23 protein-coding genes are annotated in these 22925 nt (G+C 68.9%); 4 read left to right on the top strand and 19 right to left on the bottom strand.

The genetic code is table 11. The features are described 5' to 3' along the window. Nucleotides 1-11 precede the first annotated feature (11 nt). Nucleotides 12-659, top strand: a complete 648-nt coding sequence (locus DTA22_RS09100) for an FHA domain-containing protein (protein WP_052033821.1) — start codon at nt 12-14, stop codon at nt 657-659. Here the strand turns inward: DTA22_RS09100 and DTA22_RS09105 are convergent, their stop codons facing one another. From DTA22_RS09105 to DTA22_RS09130, 6 genes are all read right to left on the bottom strand, one after another. Next, entirely contained in the window at nt 660-1622 is a 963-nt protein-coding gene (locus DTA22_RS09105) for an alpha/beta fold hydrolase (RefSeq protein WP_009479797.1), read from the bottom strand. Between the two features lie 216 nt (nt 1623-1838). After that, nucleotides 1839-2297 (bottom strand): Hsp20/alpha crystallin family protein, encoded by a 459-nt coding sequence (locus tag DTA22_RS09110; RefSeq protein WP_037245764.1) that lies wholly within the window; start codon nt 2295-2297, stop codon nt 1839-1841. A 266-nt stretch (nt 2298-2563) separates the two neighbouring features. Then, nucleotides 2564-2860, bottom strand: a complete 297-nt coding sequence (locus DTA22_RS09115) for a hypothetical protein (protein ID WP_037245682.1) — start codon at nt 2858-2860, stop codon at nt 2564-2566. Nucleotides 2861-2979: 119 nt separating this feature from the next. Next, a complete protein-coding gene (locus DTA22_RS09120) occupies nt 2980-3381 on the bottom strand; it encodes a hypothetical protein (protein WP_037245679.1) in 402 nt (133 codons plus the stop codon). 135 nt (nt 3382-3516) lie between these two features. Further along, a complete protein-coding gene (locus DTA22_RS09125; protein ID WP_112299242.1) occupies nt 3517-5247 on the bottom strand; it encodes an acyl-CoA dehydrogenase family protein in 1731 nt (576 codons plus the stop codon). Between the two features lie 68 nt (nt 5248-5315). Continuing rightward, nucleotides 5316-7061, bottom strand: coding sequence for a proline--tRNA ligase (locus DTA22_RS09130; protein ID WP_112299243.1), 1746 nt, complete (start codon nt 7059-7061; stop codon nt 5316-5318). A gap of 56 nt (nt 7062-7117) precedes the next feature. Between DTA22_RS09130 and yaaA the strand changes: the two genes are divergently transcribed. Next, a complete protein-coding gene (gene yaaA, locus DTA22_RS09135; protein WP_112299244.1) occupies nt 7118-7861 on the top strand; it encodes a peroxide stress protein YaaA in 744 nt (247 codons plus the stop codon). A 50-nt stretch (nt 7862-7911) separates the two neighbouring features. Here the strand turns inward: yaaA and DTA22_RS09140 are convergent, their stop codons facing one another. Genes DTA22_RS09140 through DTA22_RS09155 form a run of 4 tightly spaced genes read right to left on the bottom strand, consistent with a single transcriptional unit; the run spans nt 7912 to nt 11381 of the window. Beyond that, entirely contained in the window at nt 7912-8298 is a 387-nt protein-coding gene (locus DTA22_RS09140; protein ID WP_112299245.1) for a universal stress protein, read from the bottom strand. Continuing rightward, complete coding sequence (locus DTA22_RS09145; protein ID WP_112299246.1) at nt 8295-9854, bottom strand: tripartite tricarboxylate transporter permease; 1560 nt, start codon at nt 9852-9854, stop codon at nt 8295-8297. Before DTA22_RS09145 ends, DTA22_RS09140 begins: the two co-directional genes overlap by 4 nt. A 1-nt stretch (nt 9855) precedes the next feature. Further along, nucleotides 9856-10395, bottom strand: coding sequence for a tripartite tricarboxylate transporter TctB family protein (locus tag DTA22_RS09150; protein WP_112299247.1), 540 nt, complete (start codon nt 10393-10395; stop codon nt 9856-9858). After that, entirely contained in the window at nt 10392-11381 is a 990-nt protein-coding gene (locus DTA22_RS09155) for a Bug family tripartite tricarboxylate transporter substrate binding protein (RefSeq protein ID WP_005259246.1), read from the bottom strand. Before DTA22_RS09155 ends, DTA22_RS09150 begins: the two co-directional genes overlap by 4 nt. Before the next feature lie 67 nt (nt 11382-11448). On the opposite strand from DTA22_RS09155, the gene DTA22_RS09160 reads away from it, so the two are divergent. Then, on the top strand, nt 11449-13065 hold the full coding sequence (locus DTA22_RS09160; protein ID WP_112299248.1) for a sensor histidine kinase: 1617 nt from the start codon (nt 11449-11451) through the stop codon (nt 13063-13065). Between the two features lie 30 nt (nt 13066-13095). Then, entirely contained in the window at nt 13096-13770 is a 675-nt protein-coding gene (locus DTA22_RS09165) for a response regulator (protein ID WP_025432363.1), read from the top strand. A gap of 9 nt (nt 13771-13779) precedes the next feature. Here DTA22_RS09165 and DTA22_RS09170 read toward each other — a convergent pair whose 3' ends face one another. From DTA22_RS09170 to DTA22_RS09210, 9 genes are all read right to left on the bottom strand, one after another. After that, nucleotides 13780-14547, bottom strand: coding sequence for a trypsin-like serine peptidase (locus tag DTA22_RS09170; RefSeq protein WP_112299249.1), 768 nt, complete (start codon nt 14545-14547; stop codon nt 13780-13782). 61 nt (nt 14548-14608) lie between these two features. Then, entirely contained in the window at nt 14609-14980 is a 372-nt protein-coding gene (locus tag DTA22_RS09175; RefSeq protein ID WP_112299250.1) for a glyoxalase superfamily protein, read from the bottom strand. A gap of 44 nt (nt 14981-15024) precedes the next feature. Then, nucleotides 15025-16458 (bottom strand): MFS transporter, encoded by a 1434-nt coding sequence (locus DTA22_RS09180; RefSeq protein ID WP_112299251.1) that lies wholly within the window; start codon nt 16456-16458, stop codon nt 15025-15027. Nucleotides 16459-16559: 101 nt separating this feature from the next. Continuing rightward, on the bottom strand, nt 16560-17786 hold the full coding sequence (gene cobA / locus DTA22_RS09185) for a uroporphyrinogen-III C-methyltransferase (RefSeq protein WP_112299267.1): 1227 nt from the start codon (nt 17784-17786) through the stop codon (nt 16560-16562). 47 nt (nt 17787-17833) lie between these two features. Then, the gene (locus DTA22_RS09190; RefSeq protein ID WP_037245654.1) at nt 17834-18214 is read right to left on the bottom strand and encodes a cobalamin biosynthesis protein; all 381 of its coding nucleotides are present in this window, start codon (nt 18212-18214) and stop codon (nt 17834-17836) included. Next, on the bottom strand, nt 18207-19607 hold the full coding sequence (locus DTA22_RS09195) for a cobyrinate a,c-diamide synthase (protein ID WP_112299252.1): 1401 nt from the start codon (nt 19605-19607) through the stop codon (nt 18207-18209). Before DTA22_RS09195 ends, DTA22_RS09190 begins: the two co-directional genes overlap by 8 nt. After that, on the bottom strand, nt 19601-20215 hold the full coding sequence (gene cobO, locus DTA22_RS09200; protein WP_037245649.1) for a cob(I)yrinic acid a,c-diamide adenosyltransferase: 615 nt from the start codon (nt 20213-20215) through the stop codon (nt 19601-19603). The genes DTA22_RS09195 and cobO overlap by 7 nt, the downstream gene beginning before the upstream one ends. 36 nt (nt 20216-20251) lie before the next feature. Continuing rightward, nucleotides 20252-22165: a magnesium chelatase subunit D family protein gene (locus DTA22_RS09205; protein ID WP_112299253.1), complete on the bottom strand. Its 1914-nt coding sequence runs from the start codon at nt 22163-22165 to the stop codon at nt 20252-20254. 211 nt (nt 22166-22376) lie between these two features. After that, a complete protein-coding gene (locus DTA22_RS09210; RefSeq protein ID WP_037245643.1) occupies nt 22377-22889 on the bottom strand; it encodes a GNAT family N-acetyltransferase in 513 nt (170 codons plus the stop codon). Between the last annotated feature and the right edge of the window lie 36 nt (nt 22890-22925).

Here is a 22925-nt window from a genome sequence, read left to right on the forward strand (position 1 = left end):
GGCGGGGCACGATGGAAGCGTGCCGAAGGGGTGTCGCCGTGGACCGAGCCGTTGAGTCTCGACTGAGCTATTCCGACCGGGAGGGTCACCACCACACCGTGGACCTCTCCCCCACTTCCGCGCGCGTCACGATCGGACGGTCGCCCGGTTCCGATCTGCTCCTCACCGAGGACGACGAGGTCTCGCGACTCCATGCCGTCCTCGAATGCGTCGGCTCGCACTGGACCATCCTCGACGACGGGCTCTCCCGCAACGGCACCTTCGTCAACGGCGAACGGCTCGCCGGGCGTCGTCGGCTCCGCCAGGGCGACAGCATCCGCATCGGGGGGACGAAGATCCGGTACCTGGAATTCGGCGGCGCACTCGACGAGGCCACCCGGATGGGAACCGACATGCCCGAGGTCCGGTCCCTCACCGACACCCAGCGGGCGGTCCTCACGGCACTGTGCCGCCCGTACAAGCACGGTGCCGCGTTTGCGAATCCCGCGTCGAATCAGCAGATCGCCCAGGAACTGTTTCTCAGTGTCGACGCGATCAAGACTCACCTCCGGGCATTGTTCGCGAAGTTCGGCGTCGGTGATCTCCCGCAGAATCAGAAGCGGGTCAGCCTGGCCGAGCGGGCCATGCGCAGCGGCATCATCAACGAGCGCGATCTCTGATCAGCCCACCGCCATCAGTTCGCGGTCGAAGGCGGCGGTCTCACCGTGCGCGATCCGCTCGACGAGGCCGATGATCGCGAGTGCGACGTCGGCAGCGCGCTCGAGGATCACCGAGTGGCCGGCCCCGTCGACGCTCACGAGCTCCGAGGCGGGGAGCTTCGAGGCCATCGCGACGGAATGCTGGAGCGGGGTGAGCATGTCCACCGAGCCGCACAGGATCAGCGACGGAATGTGAGCGAGCGCTGCGAGGGAGTGCCGCTCGTCGAACCCGAGCAGGGATTCGAGGAAGCTCGACATGGTGACGACGGACGTCGTGTTGGCCATGGCGGAGACCAGCGCCGCCAGCCGAGGATCGACAACTCGGTTGCGGGCGCCTGCCGCGCGGGCGATCGCCGTGCAGACGGTGCGCCCCACACGCTTCGACCCGTGCACGACCCGGGGTGCCCGGCGCACCGCGGTGCGGAACAGCGACACCGCGGGGCTACGCAGGTGACGTCCGAGACCCGCCTCGGCGAGATCACACGCCGCGGTGGAGATCAGGGCCATGCCGACGATCCGCGAGCCGATCGTGTGCGGGTTCTGCCGGGTGTAGGACAGCGCGGTCATCCCGCCCATCGAGTGCCCGACGAGGACGACCGGACCGTGCGGTGCGACGGCGTCGAGCACGGAGCCGAGGTCGCGGCCGAGCTGATCGATCGTGTAGGTGGCGGCCGGTGCCTCCCCGGACTCTCCATGTCCGCGGTGATCATAGAAGACCATGCGAACGTCGTTGCGCCAGAAGCGGACCAGCTGCTTGCGCAGCGCCCACCAGGACTCGGTGCGCAGGCAGTGACCGTGAACGAACACCACGGTGGTGGCTGCGTCCGGCGAACCGAACTCGCGCACCGCGAGTGCGATCCCGTCGTCGGTCCGGACCGTGAGGCGACGACCTTCGTGCTCGTGTGCAACCGGGGTGTTCGTCATGATGGCCTCCTCGGTTTCTTCGCTCGCGGCTGGTGAAGCGTTACGTTCTTGCTTGTCCTCTACTGTGCCGCGCACGGTCCGACCCGACCAGGACCCCCAGTGGTGGCCGGTGCACCCGGAGGTGTTGCCCTTTCCACCCCTGGGTGGGTGGACGTGGGCACGCCGAAGCCCCCTCGGCGAGGGGGCTTCCACACAGCCGATGTACCGGCTGCAGCGTCAGGCCGTATCGCTCGCGGGACCCGCCTCGATCGTGCGATGCTCACCGGTTCCGAGGCTGGAGACCTCGATCCGCCGCGGCTTCGCCCGTGCGGCGAGCGGGATGGTCACGCTCAGGACACCGTTCTCGTAGGACGCCGAAATGCGGTCGGGGTCGACGCCGTCGCCGAGCGACAACTGGCGCCGGAACGTTCCGCTGAACCGCTCGGACGCGATCCACTGCACGTTCTCCTCAGATGGCGCACTGCGATGCGCCGTCAACGTGAGCGTGCCGTTGTCGACACTGACGTCGACGGTCCCCGGATCGACGCCCGGCAGGTCGGCGTGCAGAACGTAGTGGTCGTCGACCTTGTACAGATCCATCGGCATGAATCGCGGCACTCGCGCGGTTCCGGTTTCGGTGCCGAGCAGGCTCTTGGTCATGGATTCGAGATCACTGAAAGGATCGAAACGAAGCACAGGAAACACCTCCCACATCGCTCGAGGCGCCCGCCACCCCGACGGGCAGCCAGATTCACTGTGCATCGCTAATTTAGCACTCGGCACCCGAGAGTGCCAGTTCGAGAGGACCCCGGAATCTTCGCCTCGTGAGTTCCGGTTCCGGGGTCCTCGCCGCGACGAATCGACCTGTCCGGCCCGCTCGCGACTGGAGGGTATTCTCTACTGCCACTTCAGGATGCGGCGCCCGTGTCGGCGCAACCAGACACCCTGGGGTGCGAATCCCGTCACCCCCAGGGTTGCCCCTGGCCGCCGCCGAAGTCGTAGCCTCCGACGCTCGCGCCGTCCGGACCGGCGTTGATGCCGTCGATGGCGATCACGGTGCCGACAGCCGCTCCGCCAATCGTCACGGTGCCGCCCTGAGGGTTCTGTCCGGGCGCGAGGTTGCTCACCGAGGGGTCATCGGCGGGGGCATCGGGTGCCGCCGACGCGATGCCGGCGCCTGCGGCGAGGACGAAGAATGCGGCGGCGACGGTGGCGCCCGTGCGTGTCAGAGCAGTGGAGAAGTCGAAGGACATCGACATGAAAGAACCTTTCACAGTGGGTGGTGCCGGGGAGGCGGGGGCAGAACTGACGCCGAGGGGCCGGCACCCGCGGGTGGCGGCCCCTCGAACTTCAGGAAGATCGCGCAATCACAACTCGGTCAGAAGCAGAAGATGAACGAGCAGTTTTCGGTGCTGTCCCCGGCGCCTGCGCCGCCGGCGCCACCCGCACCGCCGGTGGCAGGACCACCGCTGCCACCATTGCCGCCGTTGGCGTTGCCGCCGTTGGCACTGCCGCCGTTCCCGACGTTCGTGTTGACGGTCGCACCGTCTCCGACCGCTGCGCCACCGATGATGACGCCACCGGAGTTGTCGACGTTACCGTTTGCGGAGCCGCCGTTGGCGCTCCCGCCGGCGCCGCCTGCGCCGCCCTGCGAACTACCCGGAGCCCCGGCACCGCCGCCTCCACCAGCGGGGTCGGCCGAGGCGATTCCTGCTCCCGCTGTGAGGGCGAAGCCCGCGATGGCGAGAGCGGAGAGGGTGCGCTTGAGGGTGTGTGCCATGTGTGGATCTTTCTGTGGGGGTGGGGTTTTGCTTGCCACATAAGAATGCGCCGATTTCACCCACCCGGACAGGTACCCCAGGGGGCGCAACCGGCACCCCGAGGGATGACGCCACCCCACCCCCTAGAGCGCTGTCTACGGCCGCATTTCGTACGCGCCGTCGTAGTTCTCCACCTGCGCCCACACCCGTGAGAATCGTTCCGCGTCCACCACCGGGCGGCGAATCGCGCCGAGCGCCCACTTCTGCTGAGCCTCGGTGGCAGACGATTTACCGTGCAGCGCAACGGCATATCCGGAGAAGTCGCGGATCTGGAAGTCGAAGATCTGGTCGATCAGGTCGCGGTCGATCCCGGCGATTGCGGCCTGCTCGAGAATCAGGTGCCCGTAGACCACGAGCGAGAACAGGTGCCCGAGGTCGAGCAGGAAGTCGAGATCCTTCTGCTGCGACGCGTCGGGCGGGGCGGTGGTGAGCAGTTCCCTCAGCGCGGTCGCCTGCTCGTGGAACCGGGCCACATTGGGGATGTCCGAGTGCGCCTCGTAGGTCTTCGTCCAGTCGTGGAACTGAATCTTGCCGGCACCGCGGGTCGGGCCCTGGGCCCAGAAGAAGGCATCGTCGGCGGAGTCGAGCCGGGTGCCGATCTCCGGGTACTCCGCCGGGTTGAGCAGGTAGTTCGGCATGAACTTGAGGATGAGGCCGACGTTGACGTGGACCGTGCCCTCGAGCTTCGGCAGGGTGCCGATCAGCTGGGCGGCCTCGCGGAAGTAGGTGTTCTTCTCGTAGCCCTTCGCCGCGATCACGTCGTGCAGGAGCGCGATCACCTTCTCCCCTTCGGAGGTGACCTTCGCCTTCGTCATCGGGTTGAACAGCAGGTACCGGCGATCGTCGAGACTCGCGCTGCGGAAATAGTCGACGGAGCGTGCACTGAACAGCTTCATCGCGATCAGCCGGCTGTAGGCGTCGACGAAGTTTCCGCGCACGTGCGCGAAGTCGGTGACGGGGTTGCCGTACAGAATTCTGTTGTGCGCGTGGGTGATCGACTCGTAGAACGCGTGCTCGGAGATCCCGATCGATCCCGTGCACAGGTTGAACTTGCCGACGTTGACCGTGTTCAGCGCCGCCTCGAACGCGGCGACCCCGGTGTGGAGGATGTCCTCTTCCCGCACCGGGTAGTCCTCGAGCCGGAACGTGCTGACGTACATCTGGCCGTGCACCACATTGCCCTGCAGGTGGTATGCCGGGTGACGGCTGTCCGCGACGAAGAAGACGTACCCGTCGCTGCCCTCCACATCGGTGCGCCTGCCGAACACCGACACCATGCCCGCAACGTTGCCGTTGCCGATGTAGTACTTGTCGCCGCTCGCGGTGAACGCGCGGCCCGTATCATTCTCCGCAGGGGTCAGCAGCATGTCCGTCGAGTAGACGTCCGCGCCGTGTTCCTTCTCCGACAGCCCGAACGCCAGCACCCCGCCGTCGTCGAGGAGCGTCGCGGCGCGTTCCTTCGCAGCGCGGTTCCCGCTCATCCAGATGGGGCCGAGACCCAGGATGGTCACCTGCCACGCGTACCAGTACGCCAGACCGTAGAAACCGAAGATTTCACTGAGGGCGGCGTTGCGTGCGGCGTCCCAGCGCTTGTCCCGGTCGCCGCCCGCCAGATCGGCAGGCGTGAGGAACTTCGCGAACAGCTTCTCCCGTTTCACGAACTCCAGGAAGTCGTCGGGCCACACGGCCTCGAGATCGTCCTCGAGCAGCCGCTTCTTGCCCCGCGACTCGAACCACTCGATCAGCGCCCGCAGCAGTCTGCGTGTCTCCGGATCGAAATGCTCGGGATCGTAGGAGGTCGGATCGAACAGCAGGGAATTCGTCACAGCAGGCCTTTCGTCCGGACGTGTCAGGCCAAGCTAACAGTCCGGACGAAAGGCGTGGGGCGGTTTGATCAGCCCCTGACGGTCTCGACGATCTCGCTCAGCGCGGACTCGGCGGCCACCTCGCGGCTCTCGCCGGTGAAGCGGTCGCGGACCTCCACCTTGCCCTCGCCCCAGCCGCGGCCGACGACCACGACCAGCGGGACACCGAGCAGTTCGGAGTCCTTGAACTTCACACCGGGCGACGCCTTGCGATCGTCGAGGATCACCTCGAGACCGGCCTTGTCGAGTTCGGCGGCGAGTCCCTCAGCGCCTTCGCGGGCCGTCTCGTCCTTGTTGGCGATCACCACGTGCACGTCCGCGGGCGACACCTCGGCCGGCCAGCGGAGACCCTTCTCGTCGTGGTGCTGTTCCGCGATCACGGCGACGAGGCGGGAGACGCCCACGCCGTAGGAGCCCATGGTCGGGCGAACGGGCTTGCCGTTCTCGCCGAGCACGTCCACGGAGAACACGTCGGTGTACTTGCGGCCGAGTTGGAAGACGTGACCGATCTCGATTCCCCGGGCCGCGACGAGCGCACCGGCGCCGTCGGGTGACGGGTCGCCGTCGCGGACCTCGGCGGCCTCGATGGTGCCGTCCGGGATGAAGTCGCGGCCCGCGACGAGCCCCACCACGTGCTTGCCCTTCTCGTCGGCTCCGGTGATCCAGCTGGTGCCGTCGACGATCCGCGGGTCGACGAGATAACGAACACCGTTGGCTTGCAGCGCCTTCGGCCCGATGTAGCCCTTGACCAGGAAGGGGTTGGCCGCGAAGTCGGCCTCCGTGAGCAGTTCGAACTCCGCGGGCTCGAGGGACGCGCCGAGACGCTTGTCGTCCACCTCGCGGTCGCCGGGAACACCGATGCCGAGCAGTTCCCACTTGCCACCGGGCTGCCGCGTCTTGACCAGGATGTTCTTCAGGGTGTCCGCGGCGGTGACGGTCCGGCCCAGGTCGGCGCCGTTGGCCCAGTCGACGAGCGTCGCGATCGTGGGGGTGTCCGGGGTGTCGTGCACCTTCGCTGCAGGCAGTCCGTCGAACGGGACGGCCTCGGGAGCCAGCGTCTTCACGGCCTCGACGTTGGCGGCGTAGCCCGACTCGAGGCAGCGGACGTACGTGTCCTCACCGATCTCGCTCTCGGCGAGGAACTCCTCCGACGCGCTGCCACCCATCGCACCGGACGTCGCCGACACGATCACGTACTTGACGCCGAGGCGGCTGAAGATGCGCTCGTAGGCGTCGCGGTGCGCCCGGTACGACTGGGTGAGTCCTTCGTCGGTGAGGTCGAAGGAGTACGAGTCCTTCATGACGAACTCGCGGCCGCGGAGAATGCCGGCCCGCGGGCGCTCCTCGTCGCGGTACTTGGTCTGCACCTGGTACAGGGTGACCGGGAAATCCTTGTACGAGTTGTACTCGCCCTTGACGGTGAGCGCGAACAGTTCTTCGTGGGTGGGGCCGAGCAGGTAGTCGCCGCCCTTGCGGTCCTTCAGCCGGAACAGTCCGTCGCCGTACTCGGTCCAGCGGTTGGACGCCTCGTACGGTTCGCGCGGCAGCAGTGCGGGCAGGGAGATCTCCTGGGCACCGATGCCGTTCATCTCTTCCCGCACCACCCGCTCGACCTCACGCAACACGCGCAGACCCAGCGGCAACCACGAGTAGACGCCGGGCGCGATGCGACGCACATAACCGGCGCGGACCAGCAGCTTGTGGCTGGGGACCTCGGCGTCGGCGGGGTCGTCGCGCAGAGTGCGGAGGAACAGGTGGGACAGGCGGGTAATCACGGGATACCAGAATAGTCGGCTGGGACGGGGCCGGGCGCGTCGGTAGGGTTTCGTGCGTGCTGGTGTTACTTCCTCCCTCCGAAACCAAGTCCGACGGCGGTGCCGACGCGCCCCTCGACCTGGCCGAGCTGTCGATGCCGCAGCTCACCGAAACCCGCGAAGTGCTGGTCCAGGCGCTGGTCGCGCTGGCCGCGGACGGGGAGGCGTCGCAGCTCGCGCTCGGCCTCGGTCCCACCCAGGCCGACGAGATCGAGCGGAACGCCAAACTGTGGGTCTCCCCCACCCGGCCCGCACTCGAGCGCTACACCGGTGTGCTGTTCGATGCGCTCGACGCGAAGTCGTTCACCAAGGCGCAGAAGTCCAAGGCGTTGTCGCGTCTGGCGATGGGTTCCGCGCTGTTCGGTGCGGTGCGCGCCGGTGATCTGATCCCCGCCTACCGGCTGTCGGGCGGATCGAAGCTGCCCGGGCTGAGCACTCTCCGGGCGTTGTGGAAGCCGGAACTGAGCCGGGCGATCGCCGCGGAAGCGGACGGCCTCGTCGTCGACCTGCGGTCGGGGACGTACCAGCAACTCGGACCGATCCCCGAGGCCGTGATCGCCACCGTGCTCACCGAGAAACCGGACGGCACCCGCACCGTCGTCAGTCATTTCAACAAGCACCACAAGGGTCTGCTGGCACGCGCGCTCACCGTCTCCCGCGCCGAACCCCAGGACGTGCGCGGGGTGGCGCGGGTGGCGTCGAAGGCCGGCCTGCGCGTCGAGGTGGCGTCGGACCGCGAGCTGATCATCCTCACCGACTGACCTGTGAGTACTTATTAACCGCGGGCGGTTAATAAGTACTCACAGGAGGTTCATTCGGGCTTGACGGCCAGGACCGGTTTGCGGCAGGACAGCAGCAGGCGCTGGGCCGTACTGCCCATCAGCAGCTTCCCGACCGGGGTGCGGTCGCGGATGCCGATCACGAGCAGTTCCGCGCTGGGCGCCGTCATGGCCTCGAGAATCACGTCGACGGTCTCGTCCCCCACGATCTGCCGGACCTCGTGGTCGACCCCGCTCGCGGACAGCTTGCCTTCGAGTTCCTGGAGGTGCGCGTTGTCGGCGAACGACTGGTCGGCGAGGGAGTCACCCTTCGACGTGTTGATCACGAGCAGCGACGTCCCGCGCAGCTGCGCCTCCGCGACGCCGTGTTCGAGGGCCGCGCCTCCGAACTGGTCGGGGGTGTATCCGACGACGATCATGCGTGTGCCTTCTCTCTGGTGTCGGTGGAGTCGCCACCGGCCGGTCCGTCGGGGAAGTCGGGCGCCGCGACGGGGTAGTGCGCGCGGACGACCTTGGCGACGAGGGGTGCGATGAGGAGCACTGCGATCACGATATAGACGATGATCGCGACGGGCTCGGTGAACAGGCTGCCCCAGTCACCGCCGCCGAGTTGCAGGCTCTGCCGCAGTTGCCGTTCGATGCGCGGTCCGAGGATGACGCCGATGATGAGCGGCAGCACCGGCAGCCCGAACCTCCGCATCATCAGCCCCATCAGCCCGAATGTCAGCAGCAGCGCGAGGTCGAGCCACTGGAGGTTGACGGCGAACGCGCCCAGCGCGGCGAAGAACAGGATGCCCGCGTAGAGGTAGGGGCGCGGCGTGCGGAGCAGTTTCGCCCACAGCGGTGCGAGCGGAAGGTTGAGCACCAGGAGCAGGAAGTTGCCGATGAACAGGCTCGCGATCAGCGTCCAGATCAGCAGCGGTTCCTTCTCGAACAGTGTCGGGCCCGGCTGGATCCCGTACGACACGAACGCCGTCAGCATGACCGCGGCCGTGGCGTTGGTCGGCAGGCCCAGCGACAGCATCGGCACGAGTGTGCCTGCCGCCGACGCGTTGTTGGCCGCCTCCGGCCCCGCGACACCTTCGATGGCGCCCTTGCCGAATTCGTCCTTGTGTTTCGACAGTCTCTTCTCGGTGATGTAGGAGAGGAAGGTGGGCAGTTCGGCGCCGCCTGCGGGTAGTGCGCCGAACGGGAATCCGTACGCGGTACCCCGCAGCCACGGTTTCCACGAACGCTTCCAGTCGCTCTTGCCCATCCACGGCCTGCCGACGGGAATGACCTCGGCCGGCTTGCGGCGGAGGTGAGCGGCCACCCAGAGCGCCTCACCGAGTGCGAACACGGCGACCGCGACGACCACGATGTCGATCCCGTCGGACAGCTGCGGGATGCCGAACGTGGCACGCGGCTGGCCGGTGAGGAAGTCGATGCCGACCAACCCGATCGCGAGACCGAGCAGCAGGGAGATGCATCCGCGGAGCTTCGAGGTTCCGAGGACGGCCGTAACGGCCACGAGCGCGAGCAGCATGATCGCGAGGTAGGACGGGGCGCCGAGAGTAACCGCGAAACTCGACACCATGGGCGCGAACAGCACCAGGAGCATCGTGCCGATCGACCCGGCGACGAACGACCCGATCGCGGCGGTCGCCAGGGCCTGCGCGGCCCTGCCTGCTTTCGCCATCTTGTTGCCCTCGATCGCCGTGATCACCGACGACGACTCCCCCGGTGTGTTCAGCAGGATCGACGTCGTCGACCCGCCGTACATGCCGCCGTAGTAGATGCCGGCGAACATGATGAACGCGGCGCTCGGGCTGACGTTGTAGGTGACGGGAAGCAGGAGGGCCACGGTCATGGCCGGTCCGATGCCCGGTAGAACGCCGACCGCCGTGCCGAGGAGGACGCCGATGCACGCGTACAGCAGATTCATGGGGGTGGCTGCTTGCTCGAACCCCTGCAGCAGCCAGTTCAGATTGTCCATGTCAGAGAATTCCGTCCAGAATGCCTGCGGGCAGCGGCATTCCGAGCCCGACGTAGAACGCGTAGAAGCTGCCGAATCCGAGCACGGCCCCGATGGCGATGTTCCGCACCCAGTGCCGGCTACCCAGAATGGTTGCGGCCCCGGCGAACAGGACGGTGCCGATGATCGCCCAGCCCAGGAAGTCGACGAGCGCGATGGTCACCACGAACAACCCGACGAGCAGGCCCACCGTCTTCCAGTCGCCCGGGGACTCCGGATCGACGTCCTCGCCGCTGTCGGCTTCCCCGGTGGAGCCCCGCAGGATCGCGACGGCGAGCACCACGGAGAAGACCAGCAATCCCCCGCCGATGACGAGCGGGAACAGCCGCGGGCCCACTGGGTCGACCTTCGCGAAACCGTCGCTGAGCGACAGTGCGTCGACGACGAGGAACACCCCGATCACGGCCATCACCGCGCAGACGACGAACTGTGCGTAGTCCCGCCGCTTCGGTGCCGGGGCCGTGTCCGCGGAGACGGCCGACGGTTCTGCGGGCGCGGTCATGTCAGCCCCAATTCGGCCAGGGTGGACGAGACCCGCTCGTCCTGGTCCCGGAGGAACTGCTCGAACTCCGGTCCCGTCGTGAAGGCGTCACTCCAACCGTTCTTCACCAGGGCCTCCTTCCATTCCGGTGTGTCGTGCAACTTTTCGAGCGCCTCGACCATGTCGGCCTTTGCGCCGTCGGACAGTCCGGGCGGCGCCAGGATTCCCCGCCAGTTGGTGAAGGTCAGGTCCACGCCGGCCTCCGTGAGCGTCGGCGCGTCGATTCCTTCGACCCGCTCGTTCCCCGACACCGCGAGGACCCGGACCTGGCCGGCCTCGATCTGGTCTACGTACTCGCCGAGTCCCGACGTGCCTGCGGTGATCTTCTGGCCGAGAAGGGCCGTCAGCAGGTCGCCGCCGCCGTCGTAGGACACGTAGTTCACCGCGTTCGGGTCCACTCCGACCGCGCGCGCCGTCTCCATCGGGAACAGGTGGTCGGGACCGCCGGGCGAGGAACCGCCGCCGATTGTGATCGACGCCGGGTCGGCGCGCCATGCGGCCACGAAGTCGTCGATGGTCTGCAACGGTGAATCCGCGGGCACGAGGATGCCCTCCTGCTCCTCGACCACCTTCGCCAGCGCGGTGGCCTCGGAGACGCGTGCGGTGGATCCGTTGGTGTAGCCGGCGCCGACGACGCCCAGGCCCATCATCATCATGAGGTCGTCGTTGCCGGCCTCGTTCATCAGCCTGGCCATGGCGACCGTTCCACCTGCGCCGATCACGTTGAAGACCTCGACGCGGCCGGTGATGCCCTCGTCTTCCATGATCTTCACCGCGGTCCGCGCCGTGAGGTCGTAGCCGCCGCCCGGACTGTTCGGAACCATCATCCGCACCCTGTGCAGGCCCTCGTCCTCGCCGCGGGTGACCCCGCAGCCGGCCACGAGGAGGCCTACGAGCGCGAGCAGGAGCAGCGCGCGTACCCTGCTCCCGCTACCTGTTCTCGACATCGTTCCTCATTTCGCCATGAATGTGATCTTCCGCAATACTGAACCTCAGGGGTGATGCACGTCACCTATGCGAACGAAACGGAACTTAAGTTCATTGTGGTCACCACTTCATCCCCGCGTGCGTAGCCTCGCGGGCCAGGTCCTGCTCCTCCAGCTCGTCGTCGTCGGCGTCGTGCTGCTCGCGGTGGCCGCCGTGTCGGTCCACCAGTCGACCGTGGAGTTCCGCGACCTCCAGGGGCAGCGCATGATCGCGGTGGCCGAGAACGTGGCGTCGACGCCGGTGGTGCGCGACCAGCTGTCGGACCGCTCGGTCGAGCGCGTGCTGGCCCCCGAAGTCGACCGTGCCGTCAACCTGTCGGGCGCCACACTCGCCGAGATCGTCGCGCCGAACGGGGCGGTGACCGTGTCGTCCGATCCGACACGACTCGGGGTGGCCGCGGAACTCGGTGCCAGCGACGTGATGACGGGGCGGGCCTGGTCGGGCGACGTGGACGTCGACGGACGCCGCGCCATCGTCGGGCACGTCCCGATCCTGTCCGCCACCGGGGACGTCCTCGCGGTCGTCACCGTCAGCGACGACTACCCGTCCGTCTGGGATCTGCTCAGCAGCGCGGGGGCTCGCCTGCTCCTGTATCTCGGAATCGGTGCCGGTCTCGGGCTTCTCGGCTCGTGGCTGCTCTCGCGCCGGATCAAGACCCACACCCGTGGACTCGAAATCGCCGAGATCGCAAGCCTTGCCGACCATCGCGAGGCCCTGTTGCACAGCATCCGCGAGGGTGTGGTCGCGGTGAACCCGGACGGGGTGATCACCGTGCTCAACGACAGCGCCCAGGAACTGCTCGACCTCACCGACGACGCCGTCGGCCGGCACGTCGACGACGTCGCGCTCGACCCCGCCGTCCGGCAATACCTCCTCAACGGGGAGGACGGCCGCGACGTGGTGCTGTCGACGTCGTCGCGCATGCTCGCGCTGAGCAGGCGCGCGGCCACCAGCCAGGGGCACAAGATCGGCACCGTCACCACGATGCGCGACAGCACCGAACTGGCATCCATGCAGAGCCAGCTGTCCTCGCACAAGAGTGTCACCGACACGCTGCGGGCGCAGACGCACGAGTTCGCCAACCAGCTGCACACGATCTCGGGCCTGACGCAGCTCGGTGACTACGACGCGGTCACCGACTTCGTCGGCACCCTCACCCGGCGCCGCGCCGAGATCAGTGACGCTGTCACGCAACGCATCTCCGACCCGGCCGTCGCCGCGTTGCTGATCGCGAAGACGTCGCTCGCCGCCGAGACCGGGGTAGCGCTGACATTGGAACCCGACTCGCACCTGCACGCCCTCGACCCCGAACTCGCCACCGACGTCATCACCGTCCTCGGCAACCTCATCGACAATGCCGTCGACGTGTCCGAGGGTGGCCGGGACGCGCGGATCTCGATCCGGATCACCGACGACGACGGCATCCTCATCGAGGTCGCCGATTCCGGCCCCGGAGTTCCCGAAACGATGCGGGAGGAGATCTTCTCGCGCGGGGTCACGTCGAAGCCGGGCACGCCCGGTGGCCGCGGAATCGGGCTCGCCCTGGTCCGTCTCGTCAGCTCCCAGCACGGCGGGTCCGCGGCCGTCTCGGACGCACCCGGCACCGGCGGTGCCTTGTTCACCGTCCACGTACCGCGTAGCTAGACTCTCCGATCATGACGGGACGGCGTGGCGATGTATGAGGTCCTGGTCGTCGACGACGACTTCATGGTCGCGGAGATCCACCGCCGATTCGTCGACAAGACACCGGGGTTCACCACCGTCGGCGTGGCGCGGACCGCCGCCGAGGCCCTCGAATCGGTGCGCACCGCACACCCCGACCTCGTGCTCCTCGACGTGTACCTGCCGGACATGTCCGGCCTCGACGTCCTGCAACGACTGCGCGCGGAGGGCAACGCCGTCGGCGTCATCATGATCACCGCCGCCCGGGAGATCGACACCGTCAGCCGCGCACTGCACGGCGGCGCCTCCGATTATCTGGTCAAACCGTTCGACTACACGCAGCTGCAGGAGAAACTCGAGAACTTCCGGCGCCGTGCCCGCGCCCTCGAATCACAGTCCGGCGCAGACCAATCCCTGATCGACTCCCTGTTCGGGGGCAAGGGCAAGAATCCGGAGCCGAGCCGGCTCCCGAAGGGGCTCAGCGCCGAAACCGGGCGCCTGGTGCTCGACATCCTGCGGTCGAAGGGCGAGCTGTCGTCGACCGAATGCGCCGAACTCGCCGGACTGTCCCGGGTCAGCGTGCGCCGTTACCTCGAGCACTACCTGTCCGAGGGTCTGCTGGAGGTCCGGCTCGAGTACGGGGGCGCCGGCAGGCCCGTCCGCCGCTACCGGCCCGCGCCACGCTGACACGGTCGGTCAGGATCGGGTGCAGGCGCCGGCGAGGGCGAACGGTGTCGAGTCGCCGGCACCGCGGCGCTCCGCGCGGTCCAGCAGCGCGAGCGTTCCGGAACCGAACGTCGGCGAGTAGGACACCGAATCGGTGCACCCGCCGTGGTCGAGGCCGCCGACGAGCGCGACGACCCGCGAACCCGTGACCCACGGACCGCCGCTCGTTCCCTCGCCGAGACCGTCGCAGATCACCGTGGGATAGCTGTCCGTCGACGTGGTCGCGGCGGTGCACGACACCGGACCGTCGGCAAGGGTCGGGTAGCCGGTCACGGCCACGGTGGTCGCGGGTTCCGGCGCGGACGCCAACTCGAATCCCCCACCGACCACCGATTCGACGGACGCCGGCACGGTGGTTCCGCTCGGGGCCACCCGGAGCACGGCGTAGTCGTGCTGCGGGTCCTGCGACTCCAGCCAGGCGGGGTCGACATAGATCTGGGACATCGTCCACAGTCCGAACGGGGCCACGCCGCGATCGAATCCGGGCGCGAACGACAGCGCGCCCCCGGACCCCGCGATGCAGTGGGCGGCGGTGAGGACGAGGTCGCCGTCCGCGCTGTCCAGAACCGATCCGGTGCAGACGTGGATGGGCGTGCCGGCCAGGAACAGCGGACCGACGCGAGGATCCGGTGCCGCGGGCGCAGGCGCGGCGACGGCCGATCCCCCGGCTACGCAGGCAGCGAGGAGCAGGCCCACCGCGGCTGCCCCCGTGACGGACGTGCGGGAGGGCGTGACCACAGGACCATCATGCGCCGCTCGTCGCGCGAAGGCAGGCCGAATCCTGCGACCGGCCGCCGGGTCAGCTGCGTGGCGGAAGCTGCTGCAGCGCCCACTCGTTGCCGTCGGGGTCGGCGAAGTACACGAAGCGCCCCCACGCGAGGTCCTGAACCTCGCTGACCGGAACGCCGCGGGCCGACAGCTCGGCGTGGGCGGCATCGGCGTCGTCGATGACGATCTGCAACCCGTGCACCGAGCCGGGCGGGGTGTCGACGAGGCCCTCGCCGACGGCGATCGAGCACGCCGAACCGGGCGGTGTGAGCTGGACGAAACGCACGTTCTCGTTTACGCGGTGGTCGTAGTCGACGACGAAGCCGACCTGGTCGGCGTAGAACGCCTTGGCCCGGTCCACGTCGGACACCGGCAGAATGATCAGCTCGATTTTGTAGTCCATGACCGGATGCTATAGACGGCGTCCGACAACCGGGCCGAAACCGTTCACGCCTGTTGCGCGGCCTTCTCGGCGGCCTGCGCCTGCGCGACCTGTTGCGGGGTGAAGCGGATGAACATCGCGGCCAGTCCCGCGATGAGGGCGCAGCCGGCGCTGCCGACGAGGGCGAAGGTGTACCCGTTGCCGAGCGCCTCGAGTTGCGTCGGATTCATGTCGGCGACCTTGCCGGAGATGCCGCCGAGGGACAACGTCCGCGAGGTGGCCATCGCCCCGATGACGGCCAGGGCGAGGGGTCCGCCGAGGGTCTGCGCCACCTGGGCGATGGCGGCGAGCGGACCGATCTCCGTCTCGGACACTCCGGCGATGGCGCACAGCGGGAGCGGGACGACGGCGAGTCCGACACCGAATCCGATCCCGATGACCGGCACGAACAGGTTGCCGAGGTAGGTGGCGGAACTGTCGAGGGTCGAGCCGTAGAGCAGCCCGACCACCATGATCGCGGCGCCGGCGACCACGAGCCATCGGGGCTGGATCCGCACGGCGAGCTTGGACGCCACCGCGGCCGCGCCGCCGAGGCCGAACGCGAACGGGATGAACGCAAGGCCCGCCTCGAGGGGGCTGTAACCGAGAATGTCCTGGACGAACAACGCGACGAAGGCGGCGACCGTGAACATGACGGCACCGGCGAAGAAGATCGCGACGAGCGTCGCCACCCGGTTCTTGTCGCGGAACAGGGAGAACGGCAGCAGCGGGTTGTCGGCGGTCCGTTCGACGTACAGGAATGCGCAGAACAGCAGTAAACCGACGACGAGCGCGCCGATCACGTACGGACTCCCCCAGCCGAGTTCCGGACCCTCGGTGAGCGCGAACACGACGCCAGTCGCCGCGACGGTGGCGAGAACCGCACCGGGAACGTCGAGAGCCAGGCGCTCGCCCGCGGTCTCCTTCAACGCCACGAACGCGCACCCCACGATGACGACACCGATGGGGACGTTGATGAGGAAGATCAGGCGCCAGGACACCTCGGTGAGGGCGCCGCCGATGATCAGACCCGCGATCGACCCGATGCCCGTCATGGCCGCGAAGATCGCGATGGCCTGGTTACGCGCAGGTCCGGCCGCGAACGTGGTCGCGACCAGGGCCAGCGCCGTCGGGGACGCCACCGCGGCGCCGACACCCTGCAGGAACCGGGCGGCGATCAGCATGAACTCGCCCACCGCGAGACCGCACAGCAGCGAGGCGACGGTGAACAGGGCGACACCGCCGACGAACATCTTCTTCCGGCCGAATGCGTCGCCGAGCCGTCCGCCGAGGAGCATGAGGCCACCGAATGCCAGCGCGTAGGACGTCAGTACCCAGTTGCGGCCGCTGTCGCTGAGACCGAGATCGGCCTGCAGCGGCGCGAGCGCCAGGTTGGCGACGGTGCCGTCGAGGACCACCATCATCTGCAGCCCGCTCAGCACGATGATCGCAAGCCCCATCACACGGGTGGCGGCGGGCGGATTCGCCGTGGCTCTCGCCGCAGACTTGTTCGACGCTGATGCGCCTTCGGGCACTCGGGATTCAGACACGAGGGTTCACGTTACCCAGCGTCCACAGAAAACCCGGCCACCGGCCCGATGACCACGATGGCGGGCGGCCGGATCTGCTCTTCCTTCACCCGTGCGGCGACGGTCTGGAGATCGGCCCGCACGGTGCGCTGCGTGCGCAGCGTGCCCTCCTGGATGACCGTGACCGGGGTGTCCACCGGACGCCCACCCTCCATGAGGACCGTCGCGAACGCCTCGATGCGCTCGACGGCCATCAGCAACACGATGGTGCCCTTCAACCGGGCCAGGGCCGACCAGTCGACGAGGGAATCCGGGTGGTCGGGGGCGACGTGACCGCTGACGACGACGAACTCGTGGGTGACGCCCCGGTGGGTGACGGGGATGCCGGCGGCCGACGGCACCGAGATGGCGCTGGTGATGCCGGGGACGACCGTGACGGGCACACCCGCCGCCGCGCACGCCTCGAGTTCCTCGTAGCCGCGCCCGAACACGTACGGGTCGCCGCCCTTGAGCCGCACCACGAACTTGCCTGCCTTCGCGCCGTCGATGAGGGCGGCGTTGATCGCCTCCTGCGCCATCGCGCGGCCGTAGGGAATCTTCGCCGCGTCGATGACCTCGACGTCGGAGCCGAGTTCGGCGAGCAGTTCCGGCGGGGCGAGCCGGTCGGCGACCACCACGTCGGCCCGGGCCAGCAGTCGACGGCCGCGCACGGTGATGAGATCGGGGTCGCCGGGGCCGCCGCCCACCAGTGCGACACCGGCCGCCGGGTGGTCGGCGGTGTCGGCGACCGCACCGGATTGCAGGCCCTCGACGAGTGCGGTGCGCACTGCGGCGGACCGGCGGTGGTCGCCGCCCGCCAGCACGCCGATGCTCATCCCGTCGTAGCTCGCGCTCGCCGGTGTGACGGCGGTGCCGTAGCGGGCGTTGTCGGCGCGGACGCAGAAGACACGACTGCGCTCCGCCTCGGCGACGATCGCCGCGTTGGTGTCCGGTTCGTCCGTGCACGCGATGGCGTACCAGGCGTCGGCGAGGTCGCCGTCCCGGTATTCGCGAAGTTCCAGTGTGATCTGTCCCGCGGTGGCCATTCCCTCGACCGCCGGCGTGACCGCGCGGCTGATCAGGTGCACCCGCGCACCCGACGCGATCAGGAGCCCGAGCCTGCGCTGTGCCACTGTTCCGCCACCGACCACGACCACACGACGATCGGCCAAATTGAGTCCGACCAGGTAGTTGGTCTCGTCTCCGGTGGCAGCAGTCACGCGCTCTCCCCGTTTCTCCAGAAAATCCTGCACGTCTCGTCTCGAACCTACGAAACTTTACGGGCTGCTGCGACGACGACGCCATTCGCGGACCACTTGGTCACGATCAGGGGCCCGCCGCCCGCGCCGAGCACCGCCGCCGCTTCCGCGACGCTCGGCGATCCCGTCGCCGCGTGCACCCGGTCCGACGGGTTCGCCACCTCGACGGTGGCGAGTGCCCCCGCGGCGAATCCGCGGACGGGGACACCCAACGCCGCTGCCGCATCCCGGACAGCCGGGTCCGCTGCCTTGCGGTCGAGGGTGCACAGGCAGTCCAGCGTCGCGTCCGGACCCAGATTCGCGGACGTCAGCATCTGCCGGACGGCGGCGAGGATGTCCGCGCTGCCCGCTGCCGCGCGGAACCCGACGCCGACGCAGACGTCACCCATGCGCGGCGAAGGTGCGGGCCGCGCCGACGAAACGGGGGATCGCCTCCGGGTGACCCGCGGGGTGCGTGTGCAGGTACGACGCGTGCACGCCGCCGCGCACGAAACCCTCGCGCGCAGGGTCGCCGTCCCACGGCCGCCATCCCCAGGCCGGTGCGAAGCCGTCCGCCTCGGCCGCGGCGAGCGACGTGCGATGGAACTCGTGGCCGACCACCCGCTCACCGGTGGCGAAGAGGATGGAGTCCGTGACCGCCACCGCCTCGCGGTACCCGAGCGTGAGACGAGACCCGAACGAGGCGTCGACCCCGACCACTGAAGCCATCGCGTGCCCGTCGAGGCTGCGGGCGAGGTAGAGCAGACCGGCGCACTCCGCATGGATCGGTGCACCCGCCGCGGCGAGTTCCCGGATCTGTGTCAGGAGCGCAGAGTTTTCCCCGAGGGCGACGGCGTGCTCCTCGGGGAAACCACCGGGCAGCACCACGCCGCTCGTGCCGGGCGGCAGCGCGTCGTGCAGGGGGTCGAACGTGATGACGTCCGCACCGGCGGCGCCCAGGAGTTCGCGGTGTTCGGCGTACCCGAAGGTGAACGCCCGGCCCCCGGCGATCGCCACGGTCGGGCGCGGGCCGGGCGGAATCGGCCCGACCTCGGCGGCGGGGTCCCACACCGGCCCGTCGACCGCCGAGGCCGCGAGCGCGCGGATGGCGGGCAGGTCGAGGTGGCGGGCGGCCAATCGGGTCATCGCATCGACGGCGTCCACCGCGTCGGATCCGTGCTCCGCCGCCGGGATCAGACCCAGGTGTCGGGACGGGACCTCCAGTTCGGCCATCCGCGGCACGGCGCCGAGCACGGGGAGCCCGACGCGCTCGCATGCCTGCCGCAGCACCTGTTCGTGCCGCGGGCTTCCCACCCGGTTGAGAATCACCCCGCCGATGCGGACCCCGGAGTCGTAGGTCGAGAAGCCGTGCAGGACCGCGGCCAGGCTCTGGCTGTGCCCGCGGGCGTCGACCACGAGCACGACCGGGGCGCCGAGCAGTGCGGCCACCTGGGCCGTCGATCCCTCGGCCGACGGCTCCTGCGACGCGGCGTCGATCTTGCCGTCGAACAGGCCCATGACGCCCTCGACGACCGCGAGGTCGCACCCCGAACTGCCGTGCCGGTACAGCGGGGCGATCCTCTGCGCGCCCACCATGACCGGGTCGAGATTGCGTCCCGGCCGTCCGGCCGCGAGCCCGTGGTATCCGGGGTCGATGTAGTCGGGGCCGACCTTGAACGGTGCCACCCTGCAGCCCGACTCACGCAATGCCCCCACCAAACCGGTTGCGACGGTGGTTTTTCCGCTACCCGATGCGGGGGCGGCGATGACCACTGCGGGCGCCGCGGGGAGCGTGGTCACCACTCGATGCCCCGCTGGCCCTTCCGGCCGGCGTCCATCGGATGCTTGATCTTGGTCATCTCCGTCACCAGATCCGCGGCGTCGATCAGCGCCTGCGGGGCGTCGCGGCCCGTGATCACCACGTGCTGGTTACCCGGCCGATTCTGCAGGACCTCGACCACCTCGTCGACATCCACCCATCCCCACTTCAGGGGATACGTGAACTCGTCCAGCACGTAGAACCGGTGTTCCTCGGCCCCGAGCCGGCGGGCGATCTCGCGCCATCCCTCGGCGGCCGCGGCAGCGTGGTCTTCCTCGCTGCCGTGCTTGCGCGTCCACGACCAACCCTCGCCCATCTTGTGCCACTGCACCGCCCCACCGACACCGGTGTCCTCGTGCAGCTGACCGAGGGCGCGGAAGGCTGCTTCCTCCCCCACCTTCCACTTGGCGCTCTTGACGAACTGGAACACCCCGACGTCGAATCCCTGATTCCAGGCACGCAGCGCCATGCCGAATGCCGCCGTCGACTTCCCCTTACCCGGCCCGGTGTGGACCGCGAGCACGGGAGCGTTACGTCGTTGACGTGTGGTGAGGCCATCGTCGGGAACGTTCTCGGGAACACCCTTGGGCATGTGTCTTCTCTCTCCCCTACCGAATCCGCGTCCGGATCACGCCGCGGCGCGGACGACGCCCGCGACCTGCTGCGCGGACAATTCACCGAGGCGGACGTAGCCGCCCCGCAGCCTGCGGGCCAGCTCCGCGGCCAGGCCGAGCCGGACCATGCCGGTCTCGCAGTCGACGACCACCGACGCGACGGAGCTGTCCGCGAGCAGCCCTGCGGCCACCTTCGCCCGGTGCAGTGCGTCCTTGCCGCCGGTCGCACGCCCGTCCGTCAGCGCGACGACGAGGGCGCGGCGCTGCGGATCGCGGAGACGTTCCCGCAACACGACCTCGCGCGCGCGCAGAAACCCTTCAGCCAGTGGGGATTTGCCGCCCGTCTTCATTCCGCGCAGGCGGCGGACGGCGATGTCCACCGAAGAGGTGGGCGGCAGCACCAGTTCCGCGGCTCGTCCGCGAACCGTGATCACGGCCACCTTGTCGCGGCGCTGATAGGCGTCGCGCAGCAGTGAGACGACGGCACCGGTCACGGCCGACAACCGGTCACGAGCCGCCATCGACCCGGACGCGTCCACGACGAACACCACGAGGTTGCCCTCGCGGCCCTCACGAATCGCCCCGCGTAGATCGGCGGAGTCCAGGATCATCCGACCGGTGCTCCGGCCGCGGGCGACCTGCCGCTCAGCGGCGGCGAAGAGCGTGCCCACCAGGTGGAGTCCGTGCCCCTGTTCGGCGGTGGAGCGCACCGCGCGACCGCGGGACGAGCGCGAACGGGAACGCCGGCCGGGCGCGCCCTCGCCGACTCCGGGTACCTCGAGGAGCTTGGTGGTGAACTGGGTGCCGGTCGGTCCCGCCGGGCGTTCCGGGGGTGCCGGAGCCCCGCCTCCGGGCCCGTCGGGATCGTCGGGTCCCTCGGGGTCGTTGTCCGAGCCGTCCGGTCCGGGCGGGGTCTCCGGCGGCGATCCCGGCTCCTGCTCCGGCGATTCCTCGGCGCCGGACCTGGCATCCTCGTCGGCCTGACGGAGAGCGTCGTCGAGCTGCTGTTCATCGAGGCCGGGTTCGTCGAACGGATCCCGGCGGCGGCGGTGCGGCAGGGTCAGCTCTGCGGCGACCCGCACGTCCTCCGCCGTGACGGCGCCGACGCCCCGCCATGCGGCGTGCGCGGTCGCGGTCCGGGCGAGGACGAGATCGGCGCGCATGCCGTCCACGTCGAACGACGCACAGAGAGAGGAGATTCGGCGCAACTCGACGTCGTCGAGCTCGACGGAGCCGAGCCGGTCTCGGGCCTCGAGGATGGCGGCGGCCAAGGCGGCGTCCTGCTCGGCGTAGCGCTCGGCGAACCGTGCGGGGTCACGCTCGAAGTCCAGGCGACGCCGGACCACCTCCATGCGCACGTCCACCTCCCGCGACGCGGCGACATCGACGGCCAGCCCGAACCGGTCCAGGAGCTGTGGCCGGAGCTCACCCTCCTCCGGGTTCATCGTGCCGACCAGCACGAACCGGGCGGCGTGTGAGTGCGAGATGCCGTCACGCTCGATGTGGACGCGACCCATCGCCGCCGCGTCGAGGAGCACGTCGACCAGATGGTCGTGCAGAAGGTTGACCTCGTCGACGTAGAGAACACCCTGATGGGCGGCCGACAGCAGTCCGGGTTGGAACGCCCGCTCACCGTCGCGCAGGACCTTCTCGAGGTCGAGCGAACCGACCACGCGGTCTTCGGTGGCTCCGACCGGCAGTTCGATCAGTCGCGCCGGGCGCGTCCCGTTCTCGTCGTGCACCGCGGGCAGCAATGCGGTGAGAGCGCGGACCACCGTCGACTTGGCCGTCCCCTTCTCACCGCGGACGAGGACGCCGCCGATACCGGGATGGACCGCGCAGAGGATGAGAGCCAGCCGCAACCGGTCCTGACCGACCACAGCGCTGAACGGGAATCCCCACGAAAAGTCGGGTCGAACCTGGTCCACTTCACGATCCGTACGCACGCTGCATCCCTTCACGTCCCGGTTTCCTCGCCGAGAGCTTTGGCCGGTACGAACGCCGCGGCAATCTGGCTGGGAGACCGGATCGGCAACCAGGGTGGTGGCAGCCGGTCAGAGATCCGTCACAGTGGCGGGACCGCGCCTGATTCGAACAGGACTTCCCCGCGGACATTCACCTGACGACCCTAGTCGGCGCTCACTGCCCGGCGCTCGACGGGGCCGCCTCCGCGACCTCGTAGGCGTCGCCGTAAGCGGCACCGCCGCCGCGCCGCATGGGGACGTGCGGAATGCCGTCCTCGACGAACTCTTCACCGTCCGGCTTGAAACCGTGCTTGGCATACATGTCCACCAGGTACGTCTGCGCGTTGATGCGGCACGGCGCGTCGCCGACCTCGGCGAGCGCGGCGCGCAGCAGACGCGTGGTGTGCCCCTGCCCACGCGCCGGCCGCGACGTGCACAGCCGACCGATGCGGAACGACTTGTTGCCGTCGGCGTGCTCCTCGAGGAGCCGGAGAGTGCAGACCACCTGGCCGTCCTGCTCCAGCCAGAAGTGGCGGGTCTCGACCAGCAGATCACGGCCGTCGAGTTCCGGGTACGGGCACGCCTGCTCGACGACGAAGACCTCTACGCGAAGCTTGAGCAACTCGTAGAGCGTCTTGTTGTCGAGATCGAGTGCCCACGAACGCTTGAGTGCTGCAGTTGCCGTCATGACAGGCAACTATCGCACAGCACCGGCAAGTGTGCG

This window comes from Rhodococcus wratislaviensis, assembly GCF_900455735.1.
GTDB classification, from domain to species: Bacteria; Actinomycetota; Actinomycetes; order Mycobacteriales; family Mycobacteriaceae; genus Rhodococcus_F; species Rhodococcus_F wratislaviensis.